This window comes from Geodermatophilus sp. SYSU D01036, assembly GCF_054050435.1.
Genome location: NZ_JBJGZJ010000027.1, coordinates 1 through 19801, shown reverse-complemented (window position 1 = coordinate 19801; position 19801 = coordinate 1). Strand labels below are relative to the sequence as shown.

22 protein-coding genes are annotated in these 19801 nt (G+C 76.2%); 7 read left to right on the top strand and 15 right to left on the bottom strand.

The genetic code is table 11. The annotated features are described in order from the left end of the window. Positions 1 to 120: 120 nt before the first annotated feature. The 7 genes from ACI8AR_RS20210 to ACI8AR_RS20180 form a co-directional block, all read right to left on the bottom strand. Positions 121 to 975, bottom strand: a complete 855-nt coding sequence (locus tag ACI8AR_RS20210) for a DegV family protein (protein ID WP_457052587.1) — start codon at positions 973 to 975, stop codon at positions 121 to 123. A 70-nt stretch (positions 976 to 1045) separates the two neighbouring features. Then, complete coding sequence (locus tag ACI8AR_RS20205; RefSeq protein WP_457052586.1) at positions 1046 to 1783, bottom strand: histidine phosphatase family protein; 738 nt, start codon at positions 1781 to 1783, stop codon at positions 1046 to 1048. Further along, a complete protein-coding gene (gene rsfS, locus ACI8AR_RS20200; protein WP_457052585.1) occupies positions 1780 to 2388 on the bottom strand; it encodes a ribosome silencing factor in 609 nt (202 codons plus the stop codon). The genes ACI8AR_RS20205 and rsfS overlap by 4 nt, the downstream gene beginning before the upstream one ends. Next, complete coding sequence (gene nadD, locus ACI8AR_RS20195) at positions 2385 to 3107, bottom strand: nicotinate-nucleotide adenylyltransferase (protein WP_457052584.1); 723 nt, start codon at positions 3105 to 3107, stop codon at positions 2385 to 2387. Before nadD ends, rsfS begins: the two co-directional genes overlap by 4 nt. A 298-nt stretch (positions 3108 to 3405) precedes the next feature. Further along, positions 3406 to 4854 (bottom strand): vWA domain-containing protein, encoded by a 1449-nt coding sequence (locus tag ACI8AR_RS20190; RefSeq protein ID WP_457052583.1) that lies wholly within the window; start codon positions 4852 to 4854, stop codon positions 3406 to 3408. Beyond that, positions 4854 to 5741, bottom strand: a complete 888-nt coding sequence (locus ACI8AR_RS20185; RefSeq protein WP_457052582.1) for an AAA family ATPase — start codon at positions 5739 to 5741, stop codon at positions 4854 to 4856. Before ACI8AR_RS20185 ends, ACI8AR_RS20190 begins: the two co-directional genes overlap by 1 nt. A 26-nt stretch (positions 5742 to 5767) precedes the next feature. Next, the gene (locus tag ACI8AR_RS20180; RefSeq protein WP_457052581.1) at positions 5768 to 7036 is read right to left on the bottom strand and encodes a glutamate-5-semialdehyde dehydrogenase; all 1269 of its coding nucleotides are present in this window, start codon (positions 7034 to 7036) and stop codon (positions 5768 to 5770) included. A gap of 65 nt (positions 7037 to 7101) precedes the next feature. Between ACI8AR_RS20180 and ACI8AR_RS20175 the strand changes: the two genes are divergently transcribed. The 4 genes from ACI8AR_RS20175 to ACI8AR_RS20160 are packed head-to-tail and all read left to right on the top strand — an operon-like array spanning position 7102 to position 10280. Continuing rightward, positions 7102 to 8049, top strand: coding sequence for a metal ABC transporter substrate-binding protein (locus ACI8AR_RS20175; protein ID WP_457052580.1), 948 nt, complete (start codon positions 7102 to 7104; stop codon positions 8047 to 8049). Beyond that, positions 8046 to 8849, top strand: coding sequence for a metal ABC transporter ATP-binding protein (locus ACI8AR_RS20170; protein WP_457052579.1), 804 nt, complete (start codon positions 8046 to 8048; stop codon positions 8847 to 8849). The genes ACI8AR_RS20175 and ACI8AR_RS20170 overlap by 4 nt, the downstream gene beginning before the upstream one ends. 1 nt (position 8850) lies before the next feature. After that, positions 8851 to 9873: an iron chelate uptake ABC transporter family permease subunit gene (locus ACI8AR_RS20165; protein WP_456927076.1), complete on the top strand. Its 1023-nt coding sequence runs from the start codon at positions 8851 to 8853 to the stop codon at positions 9871 to 9873. Further along, positions 9870 to 10280 carry a Fur family transcriptional regulator gene (locus ACI8AR_RS20160; protein WP_456927077.1) on the top strand — a complete coding sequence of 137 codons (411 nt, stop codon included), beginning with the start codon at positions 9870 to 9872 and terminating at the stop codon, positions 10278 to 10280. Before ACI8AR_RS20165 ends, ACI8AR_RS20160 begins: the two co-directional genes overlap by 4 nt. Here the strand turns inward: ACI8AR_RS20160 and ACI8AR_RS20155 are convergent. Continuing rightward, positions 10271 to 10753 carry a MarR family winged helix-turn-helix transcriptional regulator gene (locus ACI8AR_RS20155; protein ID WP_456938635.1) on the bottom strand — a complete coding sequence of 161 codons (483 nt, stop codon included), beginning with the start codon at positions 10751 to 10753 and terminating at the stop codon, positions 10271 to 10273. The genes ACI8AR_RS20160 and ACI8AR_RS20155 overlap by 10 nt on opposite strands. 72 nt (positions 10754 to 10825) lie before the next feature. Between ACI8AR_RS20155 and ACI8AR_RS20150 the strand changes: the two genes are divergently transcribed. The 3 genes from ACI8AR_RS20150 to ACI8AR_RS20140 are packed head-to-tail and all read left to right on the top strand — an operon-like array spanning position 10826 to position 12163. Then, entirely contained in the window at positions 10826 to 11482 is a 657-nt protein-coding gene (locus ACI8AR_RS20150) for a maleylpyruvate isomerase family mycothiol-dependent enzyme (protein WP_457052578.1), read from the top strand. Beyond that, positions 11479 to 11784 (top strand): hypothetical protein, encoded by a 306-nt coding sequence (locus ACI8AR_RS20145; RefSeq protein ID WP_457052577.1) that lies wholly within the window; start codon positions 11479 to 11481, stop codon positions 11782 to 11784. The genes ACI8AR_RS20150 and ACI8AR_RS20145 overlap by 4 nt, the downstream gene beginning before the upstream one ends. A gap of 43 nt (positions 11785 to 11827) precedes the next feature. Continuing rightward, positions 11828 to 12163 (top strand): hypothetical protein, encoded by a 336-nt coding sequence (locus ACI8AR_RS20140; RefSeq protein ID WP_457052576.1) that lies wholly within the window; start codon positions 11828 to 11830, stop codon positions 12161 to 12163. 9 nt (positions 12164 to 12172) lie between these two features. Here the strand turns inward: ACI8AR_RS20140 and ACI8AR_RS20135 are convergent, their stop codons facing one another. From ACI8AR_RS20135 to ACI8AR_RS20105, 7 genes are all read right to left on the bottom strand, one after another. Next, entirely contained in the window at positions 12173 to 12955 is a 783-nt protein-coding gene (locus ACI8AR_RS20135; RefSeq protein ID WP_457052575.1) for an isocitrate lyase/PEP mutase family protein, read from the bottom strand. Positions 12956 to 12977: 22 nt separating this feature from the next. Further along, positions 12978 to 13460 (bottom strand): peptide deformylase, encoded by a 483-nt coding sequence (gene def, locus ACI8AR_RS20130; RefSeq protein ID WP_456938639.1) that lies wholly within the window; start codon positions 13458 to 13460, stop codon positions 12978 to 12980. Then, on the bottom strand, positions 13457 to 14593 hold the full coding sequence (gene proB / locus ACI8AR_RS20125; RefSeq protein WP_457052574.1) for a glutamate 5-kinase: 1137 nt from the start codon (positions 14591 to 14593) through the stop codon (positions 13457 to 13459). Before proB ends, def begins: the two co-directional genes overlap by 4 nt. Beyond that, positions 14590 to 16083, bottom strand: coding sequence for a GTPase ObgE (obgE, locus tag ACI8AR_RS20120; protein ID WP_457052573.1), 1494 nt, complete (start codon positions 16081 to 16083; stop codon positions 14590 to 14592). The genes proB and obgE overlap by 4 nt, the downstream gene beginning before the upstream one ends. 97 nt (positions 16084 to 16180) lie before the next feature. After that, positions 16181 to 16438 (bottom strand): 50S ribosomal protein L27, encoded by a 258-nt coding sequence (gene rpmA, locus ACI8AR_RS20115; protein ID WP_387985394.1) that lies wholly within the window; start codon positions 16436 to 16438, stop codon positions 16181 to 16183. A gap of 7 nt (positions 16439 to 16445) precedes the next feature. Next, a complete protein-coding gene (rplU, locus tag ACI8AR_RS20110; protein ID WP_110007164.1) occupies positions 16446 to 16757 on the bottom strand; it encodes a 50S ribosomal protein L21 in 312 nt (103 codons plus the stop codon). A 190-nt stretch (positions 16758 to 16947) separates the two neighbouring features. Continuing rightward, a partial coding sequence (locus tag ACI8AR_RS20105) for an Rne/Rng family ribonuclease (protein WP_457052572.1) occupies positions 16948 to 19801 on the bottom strand: 2854 nt, incomplete at its 5' end.

Sequence of the window (19801 nt, the reverse complement as noted above, 5' to 3'; positions counted from 1 at the left end):
CAGGCCGCCCGACCGGGAGGACCGGTCCGCGGGAGCTGTGGACGGCGGTGCGGGCTGTGGACGGGCACGGGCCGTCCGGCGGCGGCCGGGTGCACGCTGCGCCCCGTGTCCGCCCCTCGCTCAGTCCCCGTCCGCCGGGGTCACCACGACGCCGACCGCGCCGGGCCCGACGTGCGCGCCGACCGCCGCCCCGAGCTCGCTGACGTGCAGCTCCCGGACCCCCGGTACGGCGCGCTGCAGCTCGGCGGCCAGGCGCTGCGCGCGCTCCGGTGCGGCCAGGTGGTGGACGGCGAGGGAGGCGCCGGGACCGCCGGCGGCCTCCTCCGCGCGCTTCACCAGCCGGGCGAGGGCGCGCGCGGAGGTGCGCACCCGCTCCAGCGGAACGACCCGCCCCTCGGCCACGTGCAGGACCGGCTTGACCGCCAGCGCGGTTCCCAGCAGCGAGGCGGCCGAGCCGATGCGGCCGCCGCGGCGCAGGTGCTCGAGGGTGTCGACGACGAACAGCGTGCGGGTCCGCGCGGCGGTCCGGGCGGCGACGGCGGCGACCTCGGCCGCGGAGGCACCCTCGGCGGCGGCGCGGGCGGCGGCGAGGACGGGGAAGCCGGTGCCCATCGCCGTCGACCGCGAGTCGACGACGGTGACGAGGTGCTCCCCGACCTGGGCGGCGGCCATCCGGGCGGCGTCCCAGGTGCTCGACAGCTCGGCGGACAGGTGGACCGACACCACCCGGTCGGCGCCCTCGGCGAGCCGGCGGCGGTAGGCGGCGACGAAGTCGCCCGGGGTGGGCCGCGAGGTCGAGACGTGCTGACCGCGGGAGGTCAGCGCCCGGGCGACGTCCTCCGGGGTGATCTCGGCGCCCTCCCGGCCGGAGTGCCCGGCGAGGACGACGTAGAGCGGGACCACCTCGATGCCGTACCGCGCGACGAGGTCGGGCGGCAGGTAGGCCGTGGAGTCGGTGACCACGGCGACGGACACCAGGGGAGGCTAGCCCGACGCCGACCGGCGGCCGACGTGCAGGCGGACGGCCGGTGTCGCGCAGGTGTCCTCAGGCGACCGCGTCGGCGTCCTGGGCCGGGGGCGCGGCACCCTCCGGCGTGGCCGCGGCGTCGGCCGGGACGCCGGCGGCCGGTCCCTCGACCCGGCCGGGCAGGGCGGCCACGACGGCGTTGTGCCGCATCAGCCGCCACCGGGCCCCCTGGCGGGCCAGCTCGCTCCAGCCGCAGTTGGCCAGCGGCCCGAACACCCGCCGGTGCTGCGGGCCGAGCTCGAGCAGGGCCTCGACGAGCCGGCCGGCGGTCCCGCCGTGGGTGACGACGACGGCCACCTCGGCCGGCGGCAGGTCGCGCAGGGCGGCCAGCGCGCGGCGGGCGACGTCGGCGGCCTCCTCGCCGCCGCGGCCCTGCACCGGCCGGCCCGCGAGCCAGTCCGCGTACTGCTCGGGGTGGCGCTCGGCGACCTCGGCGCGGGTGAGCCCCTCCCAGCAGCCCAGCCCGTGCTCGCGCAGCCGCTCGTCCAGCCGCAGCGGCACGCCGAGCAGGCCGGCCAGCGCCGCGGCGGTGTCGGCGGCGCGGACCAGGTCGCTGGCGACGACGACGGTCGTCCCCGCCGCCAGCCCGGCGGCCACCAGGTGCGGCGCGGTGCGGGCGGCCTGGGCGCGGCCCTCCGCGTCCAGCGGCGGGTCCATCTGGCCCTGGAAGCGCCCGGTGGCGTTCCACTCGGTCCGCCCGTGCCGCCAGACGACCAGCCGGGGCACCGGCAGGTCGAGGCTGGCGGGAGCCGTCACCGGCCGGTCGTCCCCACGTCCCCGTCGGCGCCGCCGCCGAGGGCGTCCTCCTGGAGCGGGTCGCCCTCGAGGACGTCCTCGTCGGCGAGCTCGTCGTCGGTGAGGTCGTCCTCGGTGAGGTCGTCCTCGGTGAGGTCCTCGGTCGGGTCGGGCGCCAGCGGGACCGGGTCGGCGCTGCCCGGGTCGACGTCGTCGGTGGACAGCGTGCCGGTCGCGGCGGGCGCGCCGTCGGCGGCCGGCAGGGCGGCGCGGTCGACGAACGGGATGGTCGGGCAGTCCTTCCACAGCCGCTCGAGGGCGTAGTAGGCGCGCTCCTCGGCGTGCTGGACGTGCACGACGACGTCGACGAAGTCCAGCAGCACCCAGCGGGCCTCGGCGACGCCCTCCCGGCGGACCGGCTTGACGCCGTGCCGGCGCAGGCGCTCCTCGACCTCGTCGACGATGGCCTGCACCTGGCGTTCGTTGGGCGCCGCGGCGAGCACGAACGCGTCGGTGATGGCCAGGCGGTCGCTGACGTCGACGATCGAGACGTCGGTGGCGAGCTTGTCCGCGGCGGCCTGGGCGGCGAGCAGCGCGGTCTCCCGGGCCTCGGCGGAGGCGGTCATCGGGGCACCTCCCGGAGGTGGGCAGACGGTGGGTCGGTGGGGTCGGGGTCGGCCGGGTCCGCGTGCGCGGGGGTGGCCGGGGGGCGGTCGTAGGTGGGCCGGTCGCCGCGCGGGCCCGGCGCGCGCCGGCCGCCGGCGCGGTACAGGCCGCGCTTCTCGATGTACTGCACCACGCCGTCGGGCACGAGGTACCAGACCGGCATGCCGCGGGCCACGCGGTCGCGGCAGTCGGTGGAGCTGATCGCCAGGGCCGGGACCTCGACCAGGCTGACCGCGCCCTCGGGCAGGTGCCCGTCGGCGAGGGCGAACCCGGGGCGGGTGACCCCGATGAAGTGGGCAAGCCGGAGGAACCGGTCGCTGTCGCGCCAGCTGAGGATCTGCGCCAGCGCGTCGGCGCCGGTGATGAAGAACAGCTCGGCGTCGGGGCGCTGGGCGTGCAGGTCGGTGAGCGTGTCGATCGTGTACGTCGGGCCCTCGCGGTCGATGTCGACGCGGCTGACGGAGAACCGGGGGTTGGAGGCGGTGGCGATGACGGTCATGAGGTAGCGGTCCTCGGCGGGGCTGACCTCGCGCTCGGTCTTCTGCCAGGGCTGGCCGGTGGGGACGAAGACCACCTCGTCGAGACCGAACAGCCCGGCCACCTCGCTGGCGGCGACCAGGTGCCCGTGGTGGATGGGGTCGAACGTCCCACCCATCACGCCGATCCGGGTTCCCGCCACCGATCGAGCCTATCCGGGCGCCGCACGGGCGGCCCGGCTGCACCCGGCGGACCCGGTCCCGGACGGCCGGGCGCGGGGCGCCTCCGCCCCCGGCCGTCGGGACGGGACCGTCCCGGTCGCGACCGGCACCCCCGTGCCGTCGGTCGCGCCGCCTGCGCCCCCGCCCGCGACGACGGGAGCACCGGCCGGGCACCGCGTCGCGCCTCGGTGCCCGCGCTGACCAACGGCCCACCCGGCCACCGGTTACGAGAGGTCTCGTAAACGGGTCCCCCGGGCGTGTCGCCGTGACCGGGTGGTGTCAGAGGGTGGTGACGAACTCCGCCAGCTGGGTGGCGTTGCGGCACTCGACCATGTCGATGACCTCGCCGTAGCGGTCGGCGGCGGAGTCGCCGCTCCCCCACAGCCGCCGCGGCTCGGGGTTGAGCCAGTGCGCCGAGCGGGCGCGGCGGACCAGGTCGGCGAGCACCGGCAGGCCGGGCCGGCGGTAGTTGGTCCGCCCGTCGCCGAGCACCAGCAGCGAGGTCCTCGGCCCGACGGCGGTGGGCCAGCGGTCGGCGAACACCTCCAGGGCGTTGCCGTAGTCGCTGTGCCCGTCGAAGGCGACGACGTCGGCCTCGCGGCCGATCCGCGCGACGGCGCCGGCGACGTCGGCGCCGGGCCGGAAGAACCGGGTCACCTCGTCGGTGGAGTCGACGAAGGCGAACGTCCGGACGCCGGAGAAGTGCTCGCGCAGCGCCTGGGTGAGCATCAGCGTGAAGTGGCTGAACCCGGCCACCGAGCCGCTGACGTCGCAGAGCACGACCAGCTCGGGCTTGTGCACCTTGCGCGGCCGGTGGTGGGTGACCACGGGCACCCCGCCGGTGCCGAGGGAGGCGCGCACCGTCTTGCGGAAGTCCAGCCGCCCCTGGCGGCCCATCCGCCGCCGCGCGGACAGCCGCACCGCGAGCCGGCGGGCCAGCGGCGCCACCGCGCGCCGCAGCTCGGCGAGGTCGGACTGCTGGGCGCGCAGGAAGTCGACCTGCTCGGCCAGCGGCCGCACCGCGCTCTTCGCCACCCGGTCGCGCCCGCGGTCGGCCGCGGCCCGGCGGCGCACCTCGGCGTCGACGGCGGTGCGGAAGGCGGTCAGCCGCTCGCGGACGGTCTGCCGGGCCACCTGCTCGGCCAGCCCGCCGCGGCCGCCGTCGCCGAGCAGCCCGGCCAGCAGCTGCGTGACCAGGGTGTCCGGCGACAGCGCCCGCATCACCCGGTAGCCGAAGTAGGACTGCCCCGACGGCGACGCCGGCGCCCGCCCGAGCTGCTCGACCGCCTGGCGGGCGAACCGGCGCAGCGCCTCGTCGTCGCCCTCGAGCAGCAGCCTGGCGAGCTGCTCGCGCATCCGCTGTGCCAGGTCGCGCCCGTCGCCGTCGCCGTGCCCGTCGGGCAGGTCCAGGGTCGAGCCGTCGTCGGCGTCCGGCTCGCCGTCGGCGGGGTCCGCGTCGTCGGTGGAGCCGGGAGCGGGCCGGTCCGACAGCGGCCACCACAGGTCGAACAGCACGTCGTAGGCCGGGCGCTGCGAGGCGCGCTGCAGCAGCACCGCCGCCAGCCCGTGCCGCAGCTGGTCGCGGTCGAGCAGGTCGACGACGGTGAGGATCTCCGCGGCGTCGACGGCCTGGCTGATCCCGACCGGGATGCCGGCCTCCCGCACCGCCCGCACGAAGCCGTCGAGGTGACCGGCCAGCCCCCCGGGGGACACCGACGGCGCGGACATCAGTTGAGCCGCAGCTCGGCGGCGGCGCGGTCCTGGTCGCTGGCGTGCTTGAGCACCACGCCGAGCGTCGAGCGCACCGCCGTCTCGTCGAGGGTGTCCAGGCCCAGCTCGAGCAGCGTCTGCGCCCAGTCGAGGGTCTCGGAGATCGACGGCGACTTCTTCAGCTCCATCGCCCGCAGCGCCCGGATGGTGCGCACCAGCTGCTCGGCCAGCCCCGGCGCGAGGTCGGGCACCCGGGAGAGCACGATCTCCCGCTCCCGATCGGCGGAGGGGTAGTCCAGCGACAGGTACAGGCAGCGCCGCTTCAGCGCCTCGGACAGCTCGCGGGTGGCATTGGAGGTGAGGACGACGGTCGGCCGGCGGGTCGCGGTCACCGTGCCGAGCTCGGGGATCGTCACCTGGAAGTCGCTGAGCACCTCCAGCAGCAGGCCCTCGACCTCGACGTCGGCCTTGTCGGTCTCGTCGATGAGCAGCACGGTCGGCTCGGTGCGCCGGATCGCGGTCAGCAGCGGCCGGGAGAGCAGGAACTCCTCGCCGAAGATGTCGTCGTGGACGGTGTCCCAGTCCGCGCCGTCCCCGCCCTGCGCGGCCTGGATCCGCAGCAGCTGCTTCTTGTAGTTCCACTCGTACAGCGCCCGCGCCTCGTCCAGGCCCTCGTAGCACTGCAGCCGGATCAGCTCCGAGCCGGTGGCCGCGGCCAGCGCCTTGGCCAGCTCGGTCTTGCCGGTGCCCGCCGGGCCCTCGACCAGCAGCGGCTTGCCCAGCCGGTCGGCGAGGAAGACCGTCGTCGCGATCTGCGCGTCGGGCAGGTACCCGGCGGTCGACAGCCGCTTGCTCACGTCGGCCACCGAGGAGAACTGCGGCGACTGGGTCGGCGGGCGGGGCATGCGGCTCCTCGGGTCCAGGTCCGGGATCAGCGGGTGTGGCCGTTCCCGGTGACGACGTAGGTGGTGCTGGTCAGCTCGGGCAGGCCCAGCGGCCCGCGCGCGTGCAGCTTCTGGGTGGAGATGCCGATCTCGGCGCCGAAGCCGAACTCGCCACCGTCGGTGAACCGGGTGGAGGCGTTGACCAGGACGGCCGCGGCGTCGACGCCGGCGGTGAACGCGGCGATGGCCGACGCGGAGTCGGCGACGATCGCCTCGCTGTGCCCGCTCCCCCACCGCGCGATGTGCTCGAGCGCGGCCGGCAGGTCGTCGACGACGCGCACCGCCATGTCCATCGACAGGTACTCGGTGGCCCAGTCCTCGTCGGTGGCCGGGACGACGGCCTGGAGACCGGACTGCGCGGCGGCGTCGATCGTCGCCTGGTCGCCGTGCAGGGTGACGCCGGCGTCGGCCAGGGCGGTGAGCAGCCGCGGGAGGAACGGCACGTCGCGGTGCACGAGCAGCGTCTCCGCGGAGTTGCAGACGCTCACCCGGTGGGTCTTGGAGTTGAGCACGATCGCCTCGGCCATCGCCGGGTCGGCGGAGGCGTCGACGTAGACGTGGCAGTTGCCGACGCCGGTCTCGATCACCGGGACCTGCGCCTCGCGGACCACCCGCTGGATGAGCGAGGCGCCGCCGCGCGGGATGACGAGGTCGACGTGCCCGCGCGCGGACAGCAGCTCGCCCACCGAGGCGCGGTCGGCCGGCAGCAGCTCGACCGAGCCCTCGGGCAGCCCGGCCTTCTGGCCGGCCTCCATGAGCACGGCGACCAGCGCGAGGTTGGTGCGGTACGCCGAGGCCGAGCCGCGCAGCAGCGCCGCGTTGCCGCTCTTGAGGCACAGGCCGGCGGCGTCGACGGTCACGTTCGGGCGGGCCTCGTAGACGATCCCGACCACGCCGAAGGGCACCCGGACCTGCCGCAGCTCCAGCCCGTTGGGCAGCCGCGAGCCGCGGACGACGTCGCCGACCGGGTCGGGCAGGGCGACCAGCTCGCGCAGGGCGGCGGCCACGCCGGCCACCCGCCCGGCGTCCAGCCGCAGCCGGTCGAGCACCGACGCCGGCGTGCCGTCGGCCCCGGCGGCCGCGACGTCCCGGGCGTTGGCGGCCAGCACCTCGTCGGTCCGCTCGACCAGCGCCTCGGCCATCGCGGTGAGCGCGGCGTCCTTGACGTCGGTCGGGAGGGTGCGCAGGACGCGGGACGCGGCGCGGGCGCGCAGCGCGGCGGCCCCGATCAGCGGCAGGTCGGCGGCGTCGGACACCCCCCGCAGGGTACGCGCCGCCCCCTTCGGCCAGGCACCTCCGCCGCTGTGTGAGAATGGTTCTCATGACCACGACGACGCGGGTCCTCGCCGCGACCACCGCCGCCGCCACCGCGCTGCTGCTGGCCGCGTGCGGCTCCGCCGGGGAGGACGAGGCCGCGGCCGCGGACGGCGTCTCGGTCGAGGCCGCCTTCTACCCCCTGCAGTGGGCGGCCGAGCGGGTCGGCGGCGACCGCGTCGACGTCGAGTCGCTCACCCCGCCGGGCGCCGAGCCGCACGACCTGGAGCTCACCCCGCAGGACGTCGCGTCACTGACGGAGGCCGACCTGGTCGTCTACCTCGCCGGCTTCCAGCCCGGCCTCGACGAGGCCGTCGACGAGGCCGGGGACGCCGCCTGGGACGCCGGCGAGGCCGCCGACCTGTCGCCGGCCGCCGAGGAGCACGGCCACGGGGGCGAGAGCGGGGAGGAGCACGCCGGCGAGGACGGCGAGGCCGTCGACCCGCACTTCTGGCTCGACCCCACCCGGCTGGCCGACGTCGGCGACGCCCTGGCCGACCGGCTGGCCGAGGTCGACCCCGACGGCGCGGACACCTACCGGGAGAACGCCGCGGCGCTGCGCACCGACCTGGAGGCCCTCGACGCCGAGATGGAGCAGGGCCTGGCGGACTGCGCGGTGACCACGCTGGTCACCGCGCACGACGCGTTCGGCTACCTCGGCGAGCGGTACGGCCTCGACGTGGTCGGCGTCAGCGGGCTGAGCCCGTCGACCGAGCCCGGCCCGGCGCAGCTGGCCGAGATCTCTACGCTGGTCCGGGAGCGCGGGGTGACGACCGTCTACACCGAGACCCTCGTCGACCCCGCCGTGGCCGAGACCGTCGCCGAGGAGGCCGGTGTGCGAACCGCCGTCCTCGACCCGCTCGAGGGCCTCACCGACGAGTCGGCCGGGGACGACTACCTCGCGGTCATGCGCGCGGACCTCGCCACGCTGCAGGAGGGACAGGGCTGCGCATGAACGACGCCGCGCTCCGGCTGGCCGGCGCCACGATCGGCTACGGCGACGTGGCCATCGTCCGCGACGCCGGCCTGACCGTCCGGCGCGGCGAGGCCGTGGCGGTCCTCGGCTCCAACGGCTCGGGCAAGACCACCCTCATGCGGGGCGTGCTGGGCCTGGCCACCGTCCTCGGCGGCACCGTCGAGGTGCTCGGCGCCCCGGTCGGCCGGCAGCGTGAGCGCGGGCGCGTGGGCTACGTCCCGCAGCGGCACACCGTCAGCGGCGCGATGCCGGCCACCGTGCGCGAGGTGGTCGGCGTCGGCCGGCTGCCGCGGCTGGGCCTGTTCCGCCGGCTCGGCCCGCGCGACCGGGCCGCCGTCGCCGAGGCGGTCGACGCCGTGGGCCTCGCCGACCGGCTGGAGGACCCGGTCGCCTCCCTCTCCGGCGGCCAGCAGCGCCGGGTGCTGGTGGCCCGGGCGCTGGCCGCCGAGCCGGAGCTGCTGGTCATGGACGAGCCGACCGCCGGCGTCGACGCCGCCAGCCAGGCCGCGCTGGCCGCGGTGCTGGCCCGCGTCGCGGCCGCCGGGACGACACTCGTCGTCGTGACCCACGAGACCGGCCCGCTCGCGGGCGTGCTCTCGCGCGCGGTGGTCGTCGACTCCGGCCGGCTCACCTACGACGGGCCGCTGGCCGGCGCCGGACCCGCCGGCCCGGACTGCCACCACCCCGAGGAGGCCGCCGCGCCGGCGGCCCGCGGCTACCGCCTGGACCAGCCGCGGCCGGCGCCGGACGCCGTCCGCGTGCGCCACGGGAGCCGCTGACGTGGAGCTGCTCGAGTACGGGTTCATGCAGCGGGCGCTGCTGGCCTCGCTGATGGTCGGCCTGGTCGCGCCCGCCGTCGGCGTCTTCCTGGTGCAGCGCCGGCTGTCGCTGCTCGGCGACGGCCTCGGGCACGTCGCGCTGACCGGCGTCGGCATCGGGGTGCTCACCTCCACCGCGCCGGTGGGGACGGCGCTGGTCGCCGCCGTGCTGGGCGCGGTGCTCATCGAGCTGGTCCGCGCGCGCGGGCGGACCAGCGGCGACGTCGCCCTCGCGGTGCTGTTCTACGGCGGCATCGCCGGCGGCGTGGTGCTGCTGTCGCTGGCGCCGCGCGGGCAGGCCACCAACCTCGACGCGTACCTGTTCGGCGCGATCACCACGACGACCGCCGCCGACGTCGCCGTGTTCGCCGTCATCACCGTCGTCGTGCTCGCCGTGGTGTGGCTACTCGGCCAGCGGCTGTACGCGGTCAGCGACGACGAGGAGTACGCCCGCGCGGTCGGCCTGCCGGTGCTGCCGCTCAACGTGGTGCTGGCCGCGCTGGTCGCCTCGACCGTGGTGCTGTCGATGCGCGTGGTCGGCCTGCTGCTGATCAGCGCGCTGATGATCCTGCCGAGCGCGGTCGCCCAGCTGGTCGGGCGCAGCTTCCGCGCCACCCTGTACCTGGCCTGCGCGATCGGCGTCGTGGTCAGCGTCGCCGGGACGGCGGCGTCGTACTACACCGGCACCCCCTCCGGCGGCACGATCGTGCTCCTGGCCATCGCCCTGTTCCTGCTGGTCACGGTGGTGGTGGCGCTGCGCGAGGCGACGGCGCGGCGCCGGCACGGCCGGCGGGTGCAGGTGCACGCCGCGCACCCGCACGAGCACGGCGACGGCTGCGGGCACCGCCCGGTGCCGCACGGCGACCACGTCGACTACGACCACGACGGGCACCTGCACGCACCGCACCGCACCGGCACGGGCGTGCACTACGACGAGCACACCGAGCACGCCGCCCCGCCGCCGGTCGGGACGGAGCGGCCGTGAGCGCGCCCGAGGTGCCGGTCCGCCGCCAGACGCGCCAGCGGACCGCGGTCATGGCCCTGCTCGAGGAGCTCGACGGGTTCCGCACCGCCCAGGACCTGCACGCCCTGCTGCGCGAGCGCGGCGACGCGGTCGGCCTGGCCACCGTCTACCGGTCCCTGCAGGCGCTGGTCGACGACGGCCTGGTCGACGTGCTGCGCGGCGAGGACGGCGAGGCCGCCTACCGGCGCTGCTCGCCGGTGCACCACCACCACCTGGTCTGCCGCTCGTGCGGGACCACCGTGGAGGTCGCCGACCCGCCGGTGGAGCGCTGGGCCGCGAGGGTCGCCGCCGAGCACGGCTTCGCCGACGTGCAGCACCAGCTGGAGGTCTTCGGGACCTGCGGCAGCTGCACCGCCGCTCAGCGGTAGGGGTCGGTCACCTCGCGCAGCCGGGTGAGCGCCGCCCGCAGCTGGGCCGTGGTCTCCTCCCCCAGGTACGCCGTCCACTCGGCCTCGACCTCGGCCTCCACCCGGCGGGCGAGCGCCACCAGCTCCTGGCCCCGCTCGGCGATCTGCACCAGCCGGGCGCGGGCGTCGGTGGGGTCGGGCACGCGGCGCACGTAGCCCGCCCGCTCGAGCTGGTCGACGAGGTGGCCGGCGGTCTGCTTGGTCACCAGCGCCTGCGCGGCGAGGTCGGTCAGCCGGGTGCCGGCCGGGCCGATCCGGGCGGCGATGCGGCCCTGGGCGAGCGTGAGGTCGTCGAAGCCCTCGGCCGCCATCGTCGCGAGCAGCCGGGCCTCCATCGCGCGGTGCGGGTAGAAGCAGAGCAGGGCCAGGTTCTGCTGCTCCTGCTCCCGGCCCGGGCGGTCCCCGTCCTGCCGGACCTCGTCTCGGACGCTCACGATCCCCCTTGACGTTGGTCAGACGATCTGACTGAATGGTCAGACCATCTTACCAACACCGAGGGGGCCGTCGTGGACCTCGACGACGTGTGGCGCTGGACCGACTCCCAGCGGGCGAGCCTGGCCGATCTGCTCGACGACCTGTCGCCGGCCGAGTGGGAGACCCCGTCCCTGTGCGAGGCCTGGCGGGTGCGCGACGTCGCGGCGCACCTGACGCTGGCGCAGACGGGACTCCGGGACCTGGTCGTCCCGGCGATCCGGGCGGGCGGCAGCTTCAACCGGATCATCCGGGACACGGCGCTGCGCGTCGGCCCGCTGCCCGACGACGAGTACGGCCGGCGGATCCGGGCGATGGTCGGATCACGGCGTCGGGCGCCGTTCATCTCCCCGATCGAGCCGCTCCTCGACGTCCTCGTGCACGGGCAGGACATCGCCGTCCCGCTGGGCCGGGAGCGGCCGGTCCCGCCGGCCCCCGCGGCCGTGGCGGCGCGGCGGGGCTGGGACATGGGCTTCCCGTTCCGGGCGCGGAAGCGGCTGGCCGGACTGCAGCTGCGGGCCACCGACAGCGACCTCGTGCTGGGCGAGGGCGCCCCGGTCGAGGGCACGACGGGTGACCTCCTGCTGCTGGTCACCGGGCGCACCGCGACGGTGCACCGGCTCTCCGGCGAGGGCGCGCGACGGCTGCCGGCGGCGGACGGCCGCCGGGAGGGAGTGAGGAGGACGTCATGACCCTGGGCGTGATCACGGACGTGTCCGCACCGGTCGAGCTCTACGACGCGGTGCACGCGGCGATGCTGGAGCGGAACGGCCCGGCCTTCGACGGCCTACTGCTGCACCTGGTCCGGCCCACCGCGGACGGGTTCCAGGCGATCGACGTGTGGGAGTCGCGGGAGGACCTGGAGCGCGCGAACCGGGCGGTCATCGAGCCGGCGTTCGCCGAGGTGCTGCGGGGACAGGAGCCCCCGGCCTCGGTGTCCACCGAGTTCGAGGTCCGCGGCCTGGTGCTCCCCCGCGCCGGCGTCGTCATCTGACCGCGGGGCTCAGTTCGTCGAGGGGGACGAGATGGTCTGGGCGGTGATCGAGGACGTGACCGCACCGGCGGGGCAGCCGTACGACCTGGTGGAGCTGTACGACACCGTGCACCGGCTCCTGCTGGAGCGCACCGGTGGGGAGTTCGACGGACGGCTGGTGCACCTCACCTGGCCGACCGCCGACGGGTTGCGGGTGATCGAGGTGTGGGACTCCCGCGAGCAGTACGACCGCTACGGCCGCGAGGTCATCGGACCGCTGGTCGACGAGGTCCTGGCGGGGCGGCCGCACCCGCCCGAGCTCGTGACCCGGTTCGACGTCCGCGGCCTGGTGGTCCCGGCCGGTGGGGCGGTCGTCCCCGCCGGCGTGGCGGCCCGGTGACCCGCCGGGTCAGTTGAGCGCGCGGGTGCCGGGCGGCAGGACGCCGCCGCCGACCATCTCGACGACGGCGTCCTGCAGCGCAGTGAGCGCGACCCGCTGGGTGAACGGGCCGGTGGAGACGCGGGCGACGCCGAGCTCCTGCATCTCGCGGGCCGGCAGCGACCGGCCGGGCACGCTGATCAGCGTCAGCTTGTTGCGGCCCAGACCCTCGACGACCGTCTCGATCTCCTCGCGCCTGATCAGCCCGGGCACGAACACGACCGGGGCGCCGGCCTCGAGGTAGGCCTTCCCGCGGCGGATCGCCTCGGCGACGAGCTCGCCGCGGTCGGCACCCTTGGCGGCGCGGACGAAGGTGTCGGTGCGGGCGTTGAGCACGAACTCGATGCCGGCGTCCCGGCCGGCCCGCACCACCGCCTCGACGGCGGCCACGGCCTCGTCGAGCGGCTTCATCTGGTCCTCGAGGTTGCCGCCGACGACGCCCTTCTCGATGGCGCGTCGGGCGGTCTCCCCGGCATCGCCGTAGCCGGCCTCCATGTCCATGCTGACCGGCAGGTCCACCGCGGCGGCGATCCGGCCGACCATGTCCAGGTGCAGCTCCAGCGGGATGTTCTCGCCGTCCTCGTAGCCGAAGGTGGCGGCGATGCCGTGGCTGGCGGTGGCGAGGGCGCGCACGCCCTCGGTGGCGGCCACCACCTGCGCGGAGACCACGTCCCACACGTTGGTGAGGACGAGGATCTCCGGGGCGGTGTGCAGGTCGAGGAGGGTCCGGGCGCGGGTGGCGAGGTCGGTCACGGGACCCGACCGTAGGGCCCGGCTAGCGGTCGCGCAGCGCCCGCAGGGCGGCCTTGCGGGCCTCGCCGGCGAGCCGGTCGAGGAACACCTTCCCGTCGAGGTGGTCCACCTCGTGCTGCAGGCAGCGGGCCATGAGCCCGGTGCCCGACAGCCGCAGCGGCTCCCCGTGCACGTCGAAGCCCTCGACGACGGCGGACATCGCCCGCACCGTGGGCGCCCAGAGCCCCGGGATGGACAGGCAGCCCTCGTCGCCGTCCTGGGTCTCCTCCGACAGCTCCACGACCCGCGGGTTGACCAGGTGGCCGATCTCGCCGTCGACGTTGTAGCTGAACACCCGGGCGCTCACCCCGATCTGCGGGGCGGCCAGCCCGGCGCGGCCGGGGTGGTCGACGGTCTCCTCGAGATCGCGGACCAGGGCGGCCAGTTCCTTGTCGAAGGCCCGCACCTCGTCGGCGGGCGTGCGGAGCACGGGGTCACCGAGCTCGCGGATGGGGCGGATCGTCACCCGGGCAGTCTCGCAGCCGTCCGCGGCCGCCCGACCAGCACCATCTCGTCGCGGTGCACCACCTCGCGCCGGTACTCCGGGTCGAGGTCGGTGGTGCGGCGGCCGAGCAGCGCCGGCATCTCCCGGGCGTCGTAGGCGACCAGCCCGCGGGCGACGACGGTGCCGTCGGGCCCCACGAGCTCGACCGGGTCGTCGGCCAGGAAGTCGCCGTCGACGCCGGTCACCCCGGCGGCCAGCAGCGAGGCGTGCCGCTCGCGGACCGCGCGCACCGCGCCGTCGTCGAGCACCAGCCGCCCGCGCGGCCGGCTGGCGTAGCGCAGCCAGAACTGCCGGCCCGAGGGACGGCGGCCCGACGGCTCGAACAGCGTGCCGACCCGCTCGCCGGCCAGCGCGGCCGCGGCCTGCGGCGTGGAGGTGACCACGACCGGCACCCCCGCGCCCGAGGCGATGAGCGCCGCCTCGACCTTGGTGGCCATGCCGCCGGTGCCGACGCCGTTGCGCCGGGCGGTGCCGAGGGTCACCGCGGCGAGGTCGCCGGGGCCGCGGACGGTGTCGAGCAGTTGCGCAGGGCCGGTGCGCGGGTCGCCGTCGTAGACGCCGTCGACGTCGGACAGCAGCACCAGCGCGTCGGCGGCGGCCACGTGCGCCACGAGGGCGGCGAGCCGGTCGTTGTCGCCGAAGCGGATCTCGTCGGTGGCGACGGTGTCGTTCTCGTTGACGATCGGGATCACGCCGAGGGTGAGCAGCCGCTCCAGCGTCTGCCGGGCGTTGCGGTAGTGCCCGCGGCGGGTGAGGTCGTCGGCGGTCAGCAGCACCTGCCCGACGGTGACGCCGTGCCGGTCGAAGGCGTCGGCGTAGGTCTGCACCAGCCGCAGCTGGCCGACGCTGGCCGCCGCCTGCGCCGTCGCGAGGTCGCGCGGCCGGCCCTCGACGCCGAGCGGCGCCAGGCCCGCGGCGATCGCGCCGGAGGAAACCAGCACCACCTCGCGGCCCTGCGCCCGCACCGCGGCGAGGACGTCGACCAGCGCGGCGAGCCGGTCGGCGTCCAGCCCGCCGGGCAGCGTGGTCAGCGACGAGGACCCGACCTTGACGACGACGCGGGATGCGCCGGCGACCTGCGGACGGGCGGTCACTCGTCCCCCTCGGGGTGGTCGCCGCCGGGCAGGTCGTCGTCGGTCCAGGTCTCGGTGAGCTCGTACGGCACCCGGCGGGCCTTCTTCGCCGCGAGCCGCTCGGCCGCGCGCACGCGGTGCGGCGCGTCGATGCGGTTGTCGGTGCCGCGGCCGCCGAGGCCCGCGGTCTCCTCGGCCAGCGGCGTGCCGGCGGGGAGGCTGGGAGCGAAGTCGAACGCGACGTCGCCGATGACGACGGTGTCGCCCTCCTGCGCGCCGAGCCTCATGAGCTCGTCCTCGACGCCGAGCCGGTTGAGCCGGTCGGCGAGGTAGCCGACCGCCTCGTCGTTGGTGAAGTCGGTCTGCCGCACCCAGCGCTCGGGCTTCACGCCGCGGACGACGTAGGCCTCGTCCTCGGCGTCGAAGGCGACGGTGAAGCCGGAGTCGTCGACGGCGCGCGGCGTCAGGGTGATGCGGACCGGCTCGGGCGCCGGCAGCGACGCGCGGTACTGCTCGACGGCGGCGCCCAGCGCGTAGCCGAGCTCGGCCAGCCCCTCCCCCGTCGCGGCGCTGACCGGGAACACCCGCAGTCCGCGCTCCTCCAGCGCCGGGCGGACGAGGTCGACCAGCTCGCGGCCGTCCGGCACGTCGATCTTGTTGAGGACGGCGAACCGCAGCCGGCCCACCAGGTCCAGCTCCTCGCCGCCGTACTCGGCCAGCTCCTGCTCGAGCGCGTCGATGTCGCTCTCCGGGTCGCGGCCGGGCTCGAGCGTCGCCATGTCGATCACGTGCACGAGCACCGCGCAGCGCTCGACGTGGCGGAGGAACTGCAGGCCCAGACCCTTGCCGGTGGCCGCGCCCGGGATCAGCCCGGGCACGTCGGCCATCGTGAACACCGTGTCGCCGGCGCGGACGACGCCGAGGTTGGGCACCAGCGTGGTGAACGGGTAGTCGGCGATCTTGGGCCGGGCCGCGGACATCGCCGCGATCAGCGAGGACTTGCCCGCCGAGGGGAACCCGACCAGCCCGACGTCGGCGACGCTCTTGAGCTCGAGGACGGCGTCGAGGCCCTCCCCCGGCTCCCCGAGCAGCGCGAAGCCGGGGGCCTTGCGCCGCGGGTTGGCCAGCGCGGCGTTGCCCAGCCCGCCCTTGCCGCCGTGCGCGAGCACGACGCGGGTGCCGGCGCCCATGAGGTCGGCGACCACCTCGCCGCCGACGCTGACGACGGTGCCCTCGGGGACGCGCAGCACGCGGTCCTCGCCGCGCGCGCCGTTCCGGTGGCTGCCCGCGCCGGGTCGGCCGTTGCCCGCCTTCTGGTGGGGGCGGTGGTGGAAGTCCAGGAGCGTGTGGACGCTGGGGTCCACCTCGAGGACGACGTCGCCGCCGTCCCCTCCGTTGCCGCCGTCGGGGCCACCGAGGGGCTTGTACTTCTCGCGGTGCACGGACGCGACGCCGTGACCCCCGTTGCCCGCGGCGACGTGCACGACGACGCGGTCGACGAACGCGGCCATCTCTGCTCTACCTGCTCACTGCTCGCTCAACGACGACGAGCGCACGGGCCGGCCGGCCCGTGCGCTCGTCGCGTGCTGTCCCTCGAACCCGACGGGTTCAGGCCTCGACCGTGGTGATCGAGACGGTCTTGCGCCCCCGACTGGTGCCGAAGGTGACCGCACCGGGGGTCAGCGCGAACAGCGTGTCGTCGCCGCCGCGGCCGACGCCCAGGCCCGGGTGGAAGTGGGTGCCGCGCTGGCGCACGATGATCTCGCCGGCCTTGACGACCTGGCCGCCGAAGCGCTTGACGCCGAGGCGCTGGGCGTTCGAGTCGCGGCCGTTGCGGGAGGACGAGGCGCCCTTCTTGTGTGCCATGTCGTCGTCAGCCCTTCGTGATGTCGCGGACGACCACGTCGGTCAGCGGCTGACGGTGGCCCTGACGCTTGTGGTAGCCCGTCTTGTTCTTGAACTTGTGGATGCGGATCTTCGGGCCCTTGCCATGGCCGACGATCTCGCCGGTCACGGTCACGCCGGCCAGCGCCTGCGCGTCACTGGTGACGGTCTCGCCGTCGACCAGGAGCAGGGCCGGGAGGGTGACGGTGTCGCCCGCCTCACCCGCGAGACGGTTGACCGTGAACCGGTCGCCCACGGCCACCTTGTGCTGCCGGCCCCCGGCCTTCACGACTGCGTACACCACTGAACTCCTCGATCGCTGCTGTCTGTCCCGCGCTGCGTCCTGCGCACACCCCGGCGCGGGCGCCGGGTGCTGGACGGGCCGCTCCGCCTGCGCGGGACCGGGAGACCCGGTCCGGGGCGGTGCAACCCGACCAGCGTACCCGAGCAGCCGGGACCGGGTCGAACGCGGCCCCGGCTGCCCGGAGGGCCTAGCTGGCCGGCGGGCCGGCCGGGCGGCTGGCGGCGCGGCGGCGGCGCGGGCGGGCCCCGCCCACCGCGGCACCGGTGCCGTCGTCGGCCACCGGCGGCTGGGCCTCGGCCGCGGGGGTCTCCCCGGCCGGGGCCGGGCTGCCGGGGGCCTGCGGGTCCGCGGCCGGGTCGTCGGGGCCGGCGCCCGCGGGGACCGCCTCCTCCTCGGCGGCGCCCTGCGGCTCCGCGGAGGCGGCGTCCGCCGGGACGGCGGCGTCGGTGACCAGCAGGGCGGGGTCGGCCTCGCCCGCGTCCTCCGGCTCCGCGGACCCGGGCTCGGCGGTCCCGGGCTCGACGGACCCGGGCTCGGCGGTCCCGGGCTCGACGGTCCCGGGCTCGACGGTCCCGGGCTCGACGGTCTTGGGCTCGACGGTCCCGGGCTCGGCGGCCTCGGGCCGGGCCGTCTCCTCCGGCTCGGTCACCTCGGCGCCCGGGACCTCGGCGCCGACGGCGGCCGTGACCTCGACCTCGGGGGCCTCCTCCACGGCGGCCTCCCCGGAGCTCCCGGCGCCGGCGGTCCCGGCGTCGGCGGTCCCGGCGTCGGACGGGTCGTCGGCGGAGGCGGCGGCGAGCACCGCGGCGTCCTCGGCGGCGCGCTCCTCACCGGCCTGGCCGCGGTTGCGCCGTCCCCGGTTGCGCCGCCCGCCGCCGGACCGCTGGCCCTCGCCGTTCTCGGCGGCGTCGGGCCCGGTCTCGGGCGCCGTGGCCTCGGCCTCGGTCCGCTCGGTCTCCCTGCGCTCGGCGTCCTTGCGGTCGGTCTCCTTGCGCTCGGTGCGCTCGGCGTCCTTGCGGCCGCCCTGGTCGCGCCGGCCGCCGTTGCCGGAGCCCGGGCCGTGCCCGCCGGAGCCGTTGCCGCCGCGACGGCGGTCGTCGACCGGGTCGGTGTGCACGAGGACGCCGCGGCCGCGGCAGTGCTCGCACGGCTCGGAGAACACCTCGAGCAGGCCCTGGCCCACCCGCTTGCGGGTCATCTGCACCAGGCCCAGCGAGGTGACCTCGGCGACCTGGTGCTTGGTGCGGTCGCGGCCCAGGCACTCGGTCAGCCGCCGCAGCACCAGGTCCCGGTTGCTCTCCAGCACCATGTCGATGAAGTCGATGACGATGATGCCGCCGACGTCGCGCAGCCGGAGCTGGCGGACGATCTCCTCGGCCGCCTCCATGTTGTTGCGCGTGACGGTCTGCTCGAGGTTGCCGCCGGACCCGGTGAACTTGCCGGTGTTGACGTCGATGACCGTCATCGCCTCGGTGCGGTCGATGACCAGCGAGCCGCCCGAGGGCAGCCACACCTTGCGGTCCAGCGCCTTGGCCAGCTGCTCGTCGATGCGCAGGTCGCGGAAGACGTCGCCCTCGCCGGTGTGCCGGGTCAGCCGACCGGTGAGCTCCGGGGAGACGTGCGCGACGTAGGCCTCGACGGTGTCCCACGCGTCGTCGCCCTGGACGACGAGCTCGCTGAAGTCCTCGTTGAAGACGTCGCGGATAACCCGGATGGCGAGGTCGGGCTCGCCGTAGAGCAGCGTCGGGGCGTTGTTCGAGGACTCCGACTTCTGCTTGATGACCTCCCACTGCGCCTGCAGCCGGGCGACGTCGCGGGTGAGCTCCTCCTCCGAGGCGCCCTCCGCGGCGGTCCGGATGATCACGCCGGCGTCGTCGGGGACGATCTTCTTGAGGATGTCCTTGAGGCGCTGCCGCTCGGTGTCGGGCAGCTTGCGGCTGATGCCGGTCATCGACCCGCCGGGCACGTAGACCAGGAACCGGCCGGGCAGGTTGACCTGCTGGGTCAGCCGGGCGCCCTTGTGGCCGATCGGGTCCTTGGTGACCTGCACCAGCACCTTGTCGCCGGACTTGAGCGCCTGCTCGATCGAGCGCTGCTTGCCGCTGAGCCCGGCGGCGTCCCAGTTGACCTCGCCGGCGTACAGGACGGCGTTGCGGCCCTTGCCGATGTCGACGAACGCCGCCTCCATGCTGGGCAGCACGTTCTGCACCCGGCCGAGGTAGACGTTCCCGGCGAACGACGTCGCCTGCGCCTGGGTGACGTAGTGCTCGACCAGCACGCCGTCCTCGAGGACGGCGATCTGGGTGCGCTCGCCGCGCTGGCGGATCACCATCCGGCGCTCCACCGCCTCGCGGCGGGCGAGGAACTCTGCCTCGGTGAGGATCGGCGCGCGGCGGCGGCCGCTGTCCCGCCCCTCGCGGCGGCGCTGGCGCTTGGCCTCCAGCCGGGTGGAGCCGGTGACCCCGCGGACGTCGTCGTCGCTGGTGCTGCGGCCGTTGCGGCCGGCGCGCTCGGGGCGGTCGTCGTCGTCCTCGGCCGCGGACGCCTCGCCGTCCCCGCCGCGGCGGCGGCGCCGGCGGCGGCGCCGCGTGGTCGAGGTGCCCTCGGCGCCCTCGCCGTCCTCGCCCTCGGCGTCCTCGGCCGCCTCGGCGTCAGTGTCCTCGTCCTCGGCGTCCTCGTCGTCGATGGCGCGCTCGGGAGCCTCCTCGTCGGCGTCGGTGTCGGCGTCGGCGTCGGCGTCCGCGGAGTCGTCCCCGCTGCGCCCCCGGCCGCGGCCGCGGCGGCCCCGGCGGCGGCGCCGGCTGCCGCCGGCGGTCTCGTCGCGGTCGGCGTCCTCGCGGTCGCCGTCCTCGCGGTCGGCCTCGTCCCGGTCGGCCTCGTCCCGGTCGGCGTCGTCCCGGTCGGCGTCGGCCGCGTCCTCGTCGGTGTCCTCGGCGGTCTCGACGACGGCCCGCTCGTCGGCGGGCTGCTCCTCGGCGGCGGGGGGGGGGGGGGCGGCGGGCTGGGGGTCCGCCAGCGGGCTCGGGGGGTCGTCGTCGTGA

Coding starts and splice junctions, on each gene's coding strand:
- rsfS (WP_457052585.1), bottom strand. CDS start 2,388: ATGACCGCCTCCGCCGAGGCCCGGGAGACCGCGCTGCTCGCCGCCCAG.
- ACI8AR_RS20190 (WP_457052583.1), bottom strand. CDS start 4,854: ATGTCCGCGCCGTCGGTGTCCCCCGGGGGGCTGGCCGGTCACCTCGAC.
- ACI8AR_RS20185 (WP_457052582.1), bottom strand. CDS start 5,741: ATGCCCCGCCCGCCGACCCAGTCGCCGCAGTTCTCCTCGGTGGCCGAC.
- ACI8AR_RS20175 (WP_457052580.1), top strand. CDS start 7,102: ATGACCACGACGACGCGGGTCCTCGCCGCGACCACCGCCGCCGCCACC.
- ACI8AR_RS20170 (WP_457052579.1), top strand. CDS start 8,046: ATGAACGACGCCGCGCTCCGGCTGGCCGGCGCCACGATCGGCTACGGC.
- ACI8AR_RS20145 (WP_457052577.1), top strand. CDS start 11,479: ATGACCCTGGGCGTGATCACGGACGTGTCCGCACCGGTCGAGCTCTAC.
- obgE (WP_457052573.1), bottom strand. CDS start 16,083: ATGGCCGCGTTCGTCGACCGCGTCGTCGTGCACGTCGCCGCGGGCAAC.
- rpmA (WP_387985394.1), bottom strand. CDS start 16,438: ATGGCACACAAGAAGGGCGCCTCGTCCTCCCGCAACGGCCGCGACTCG.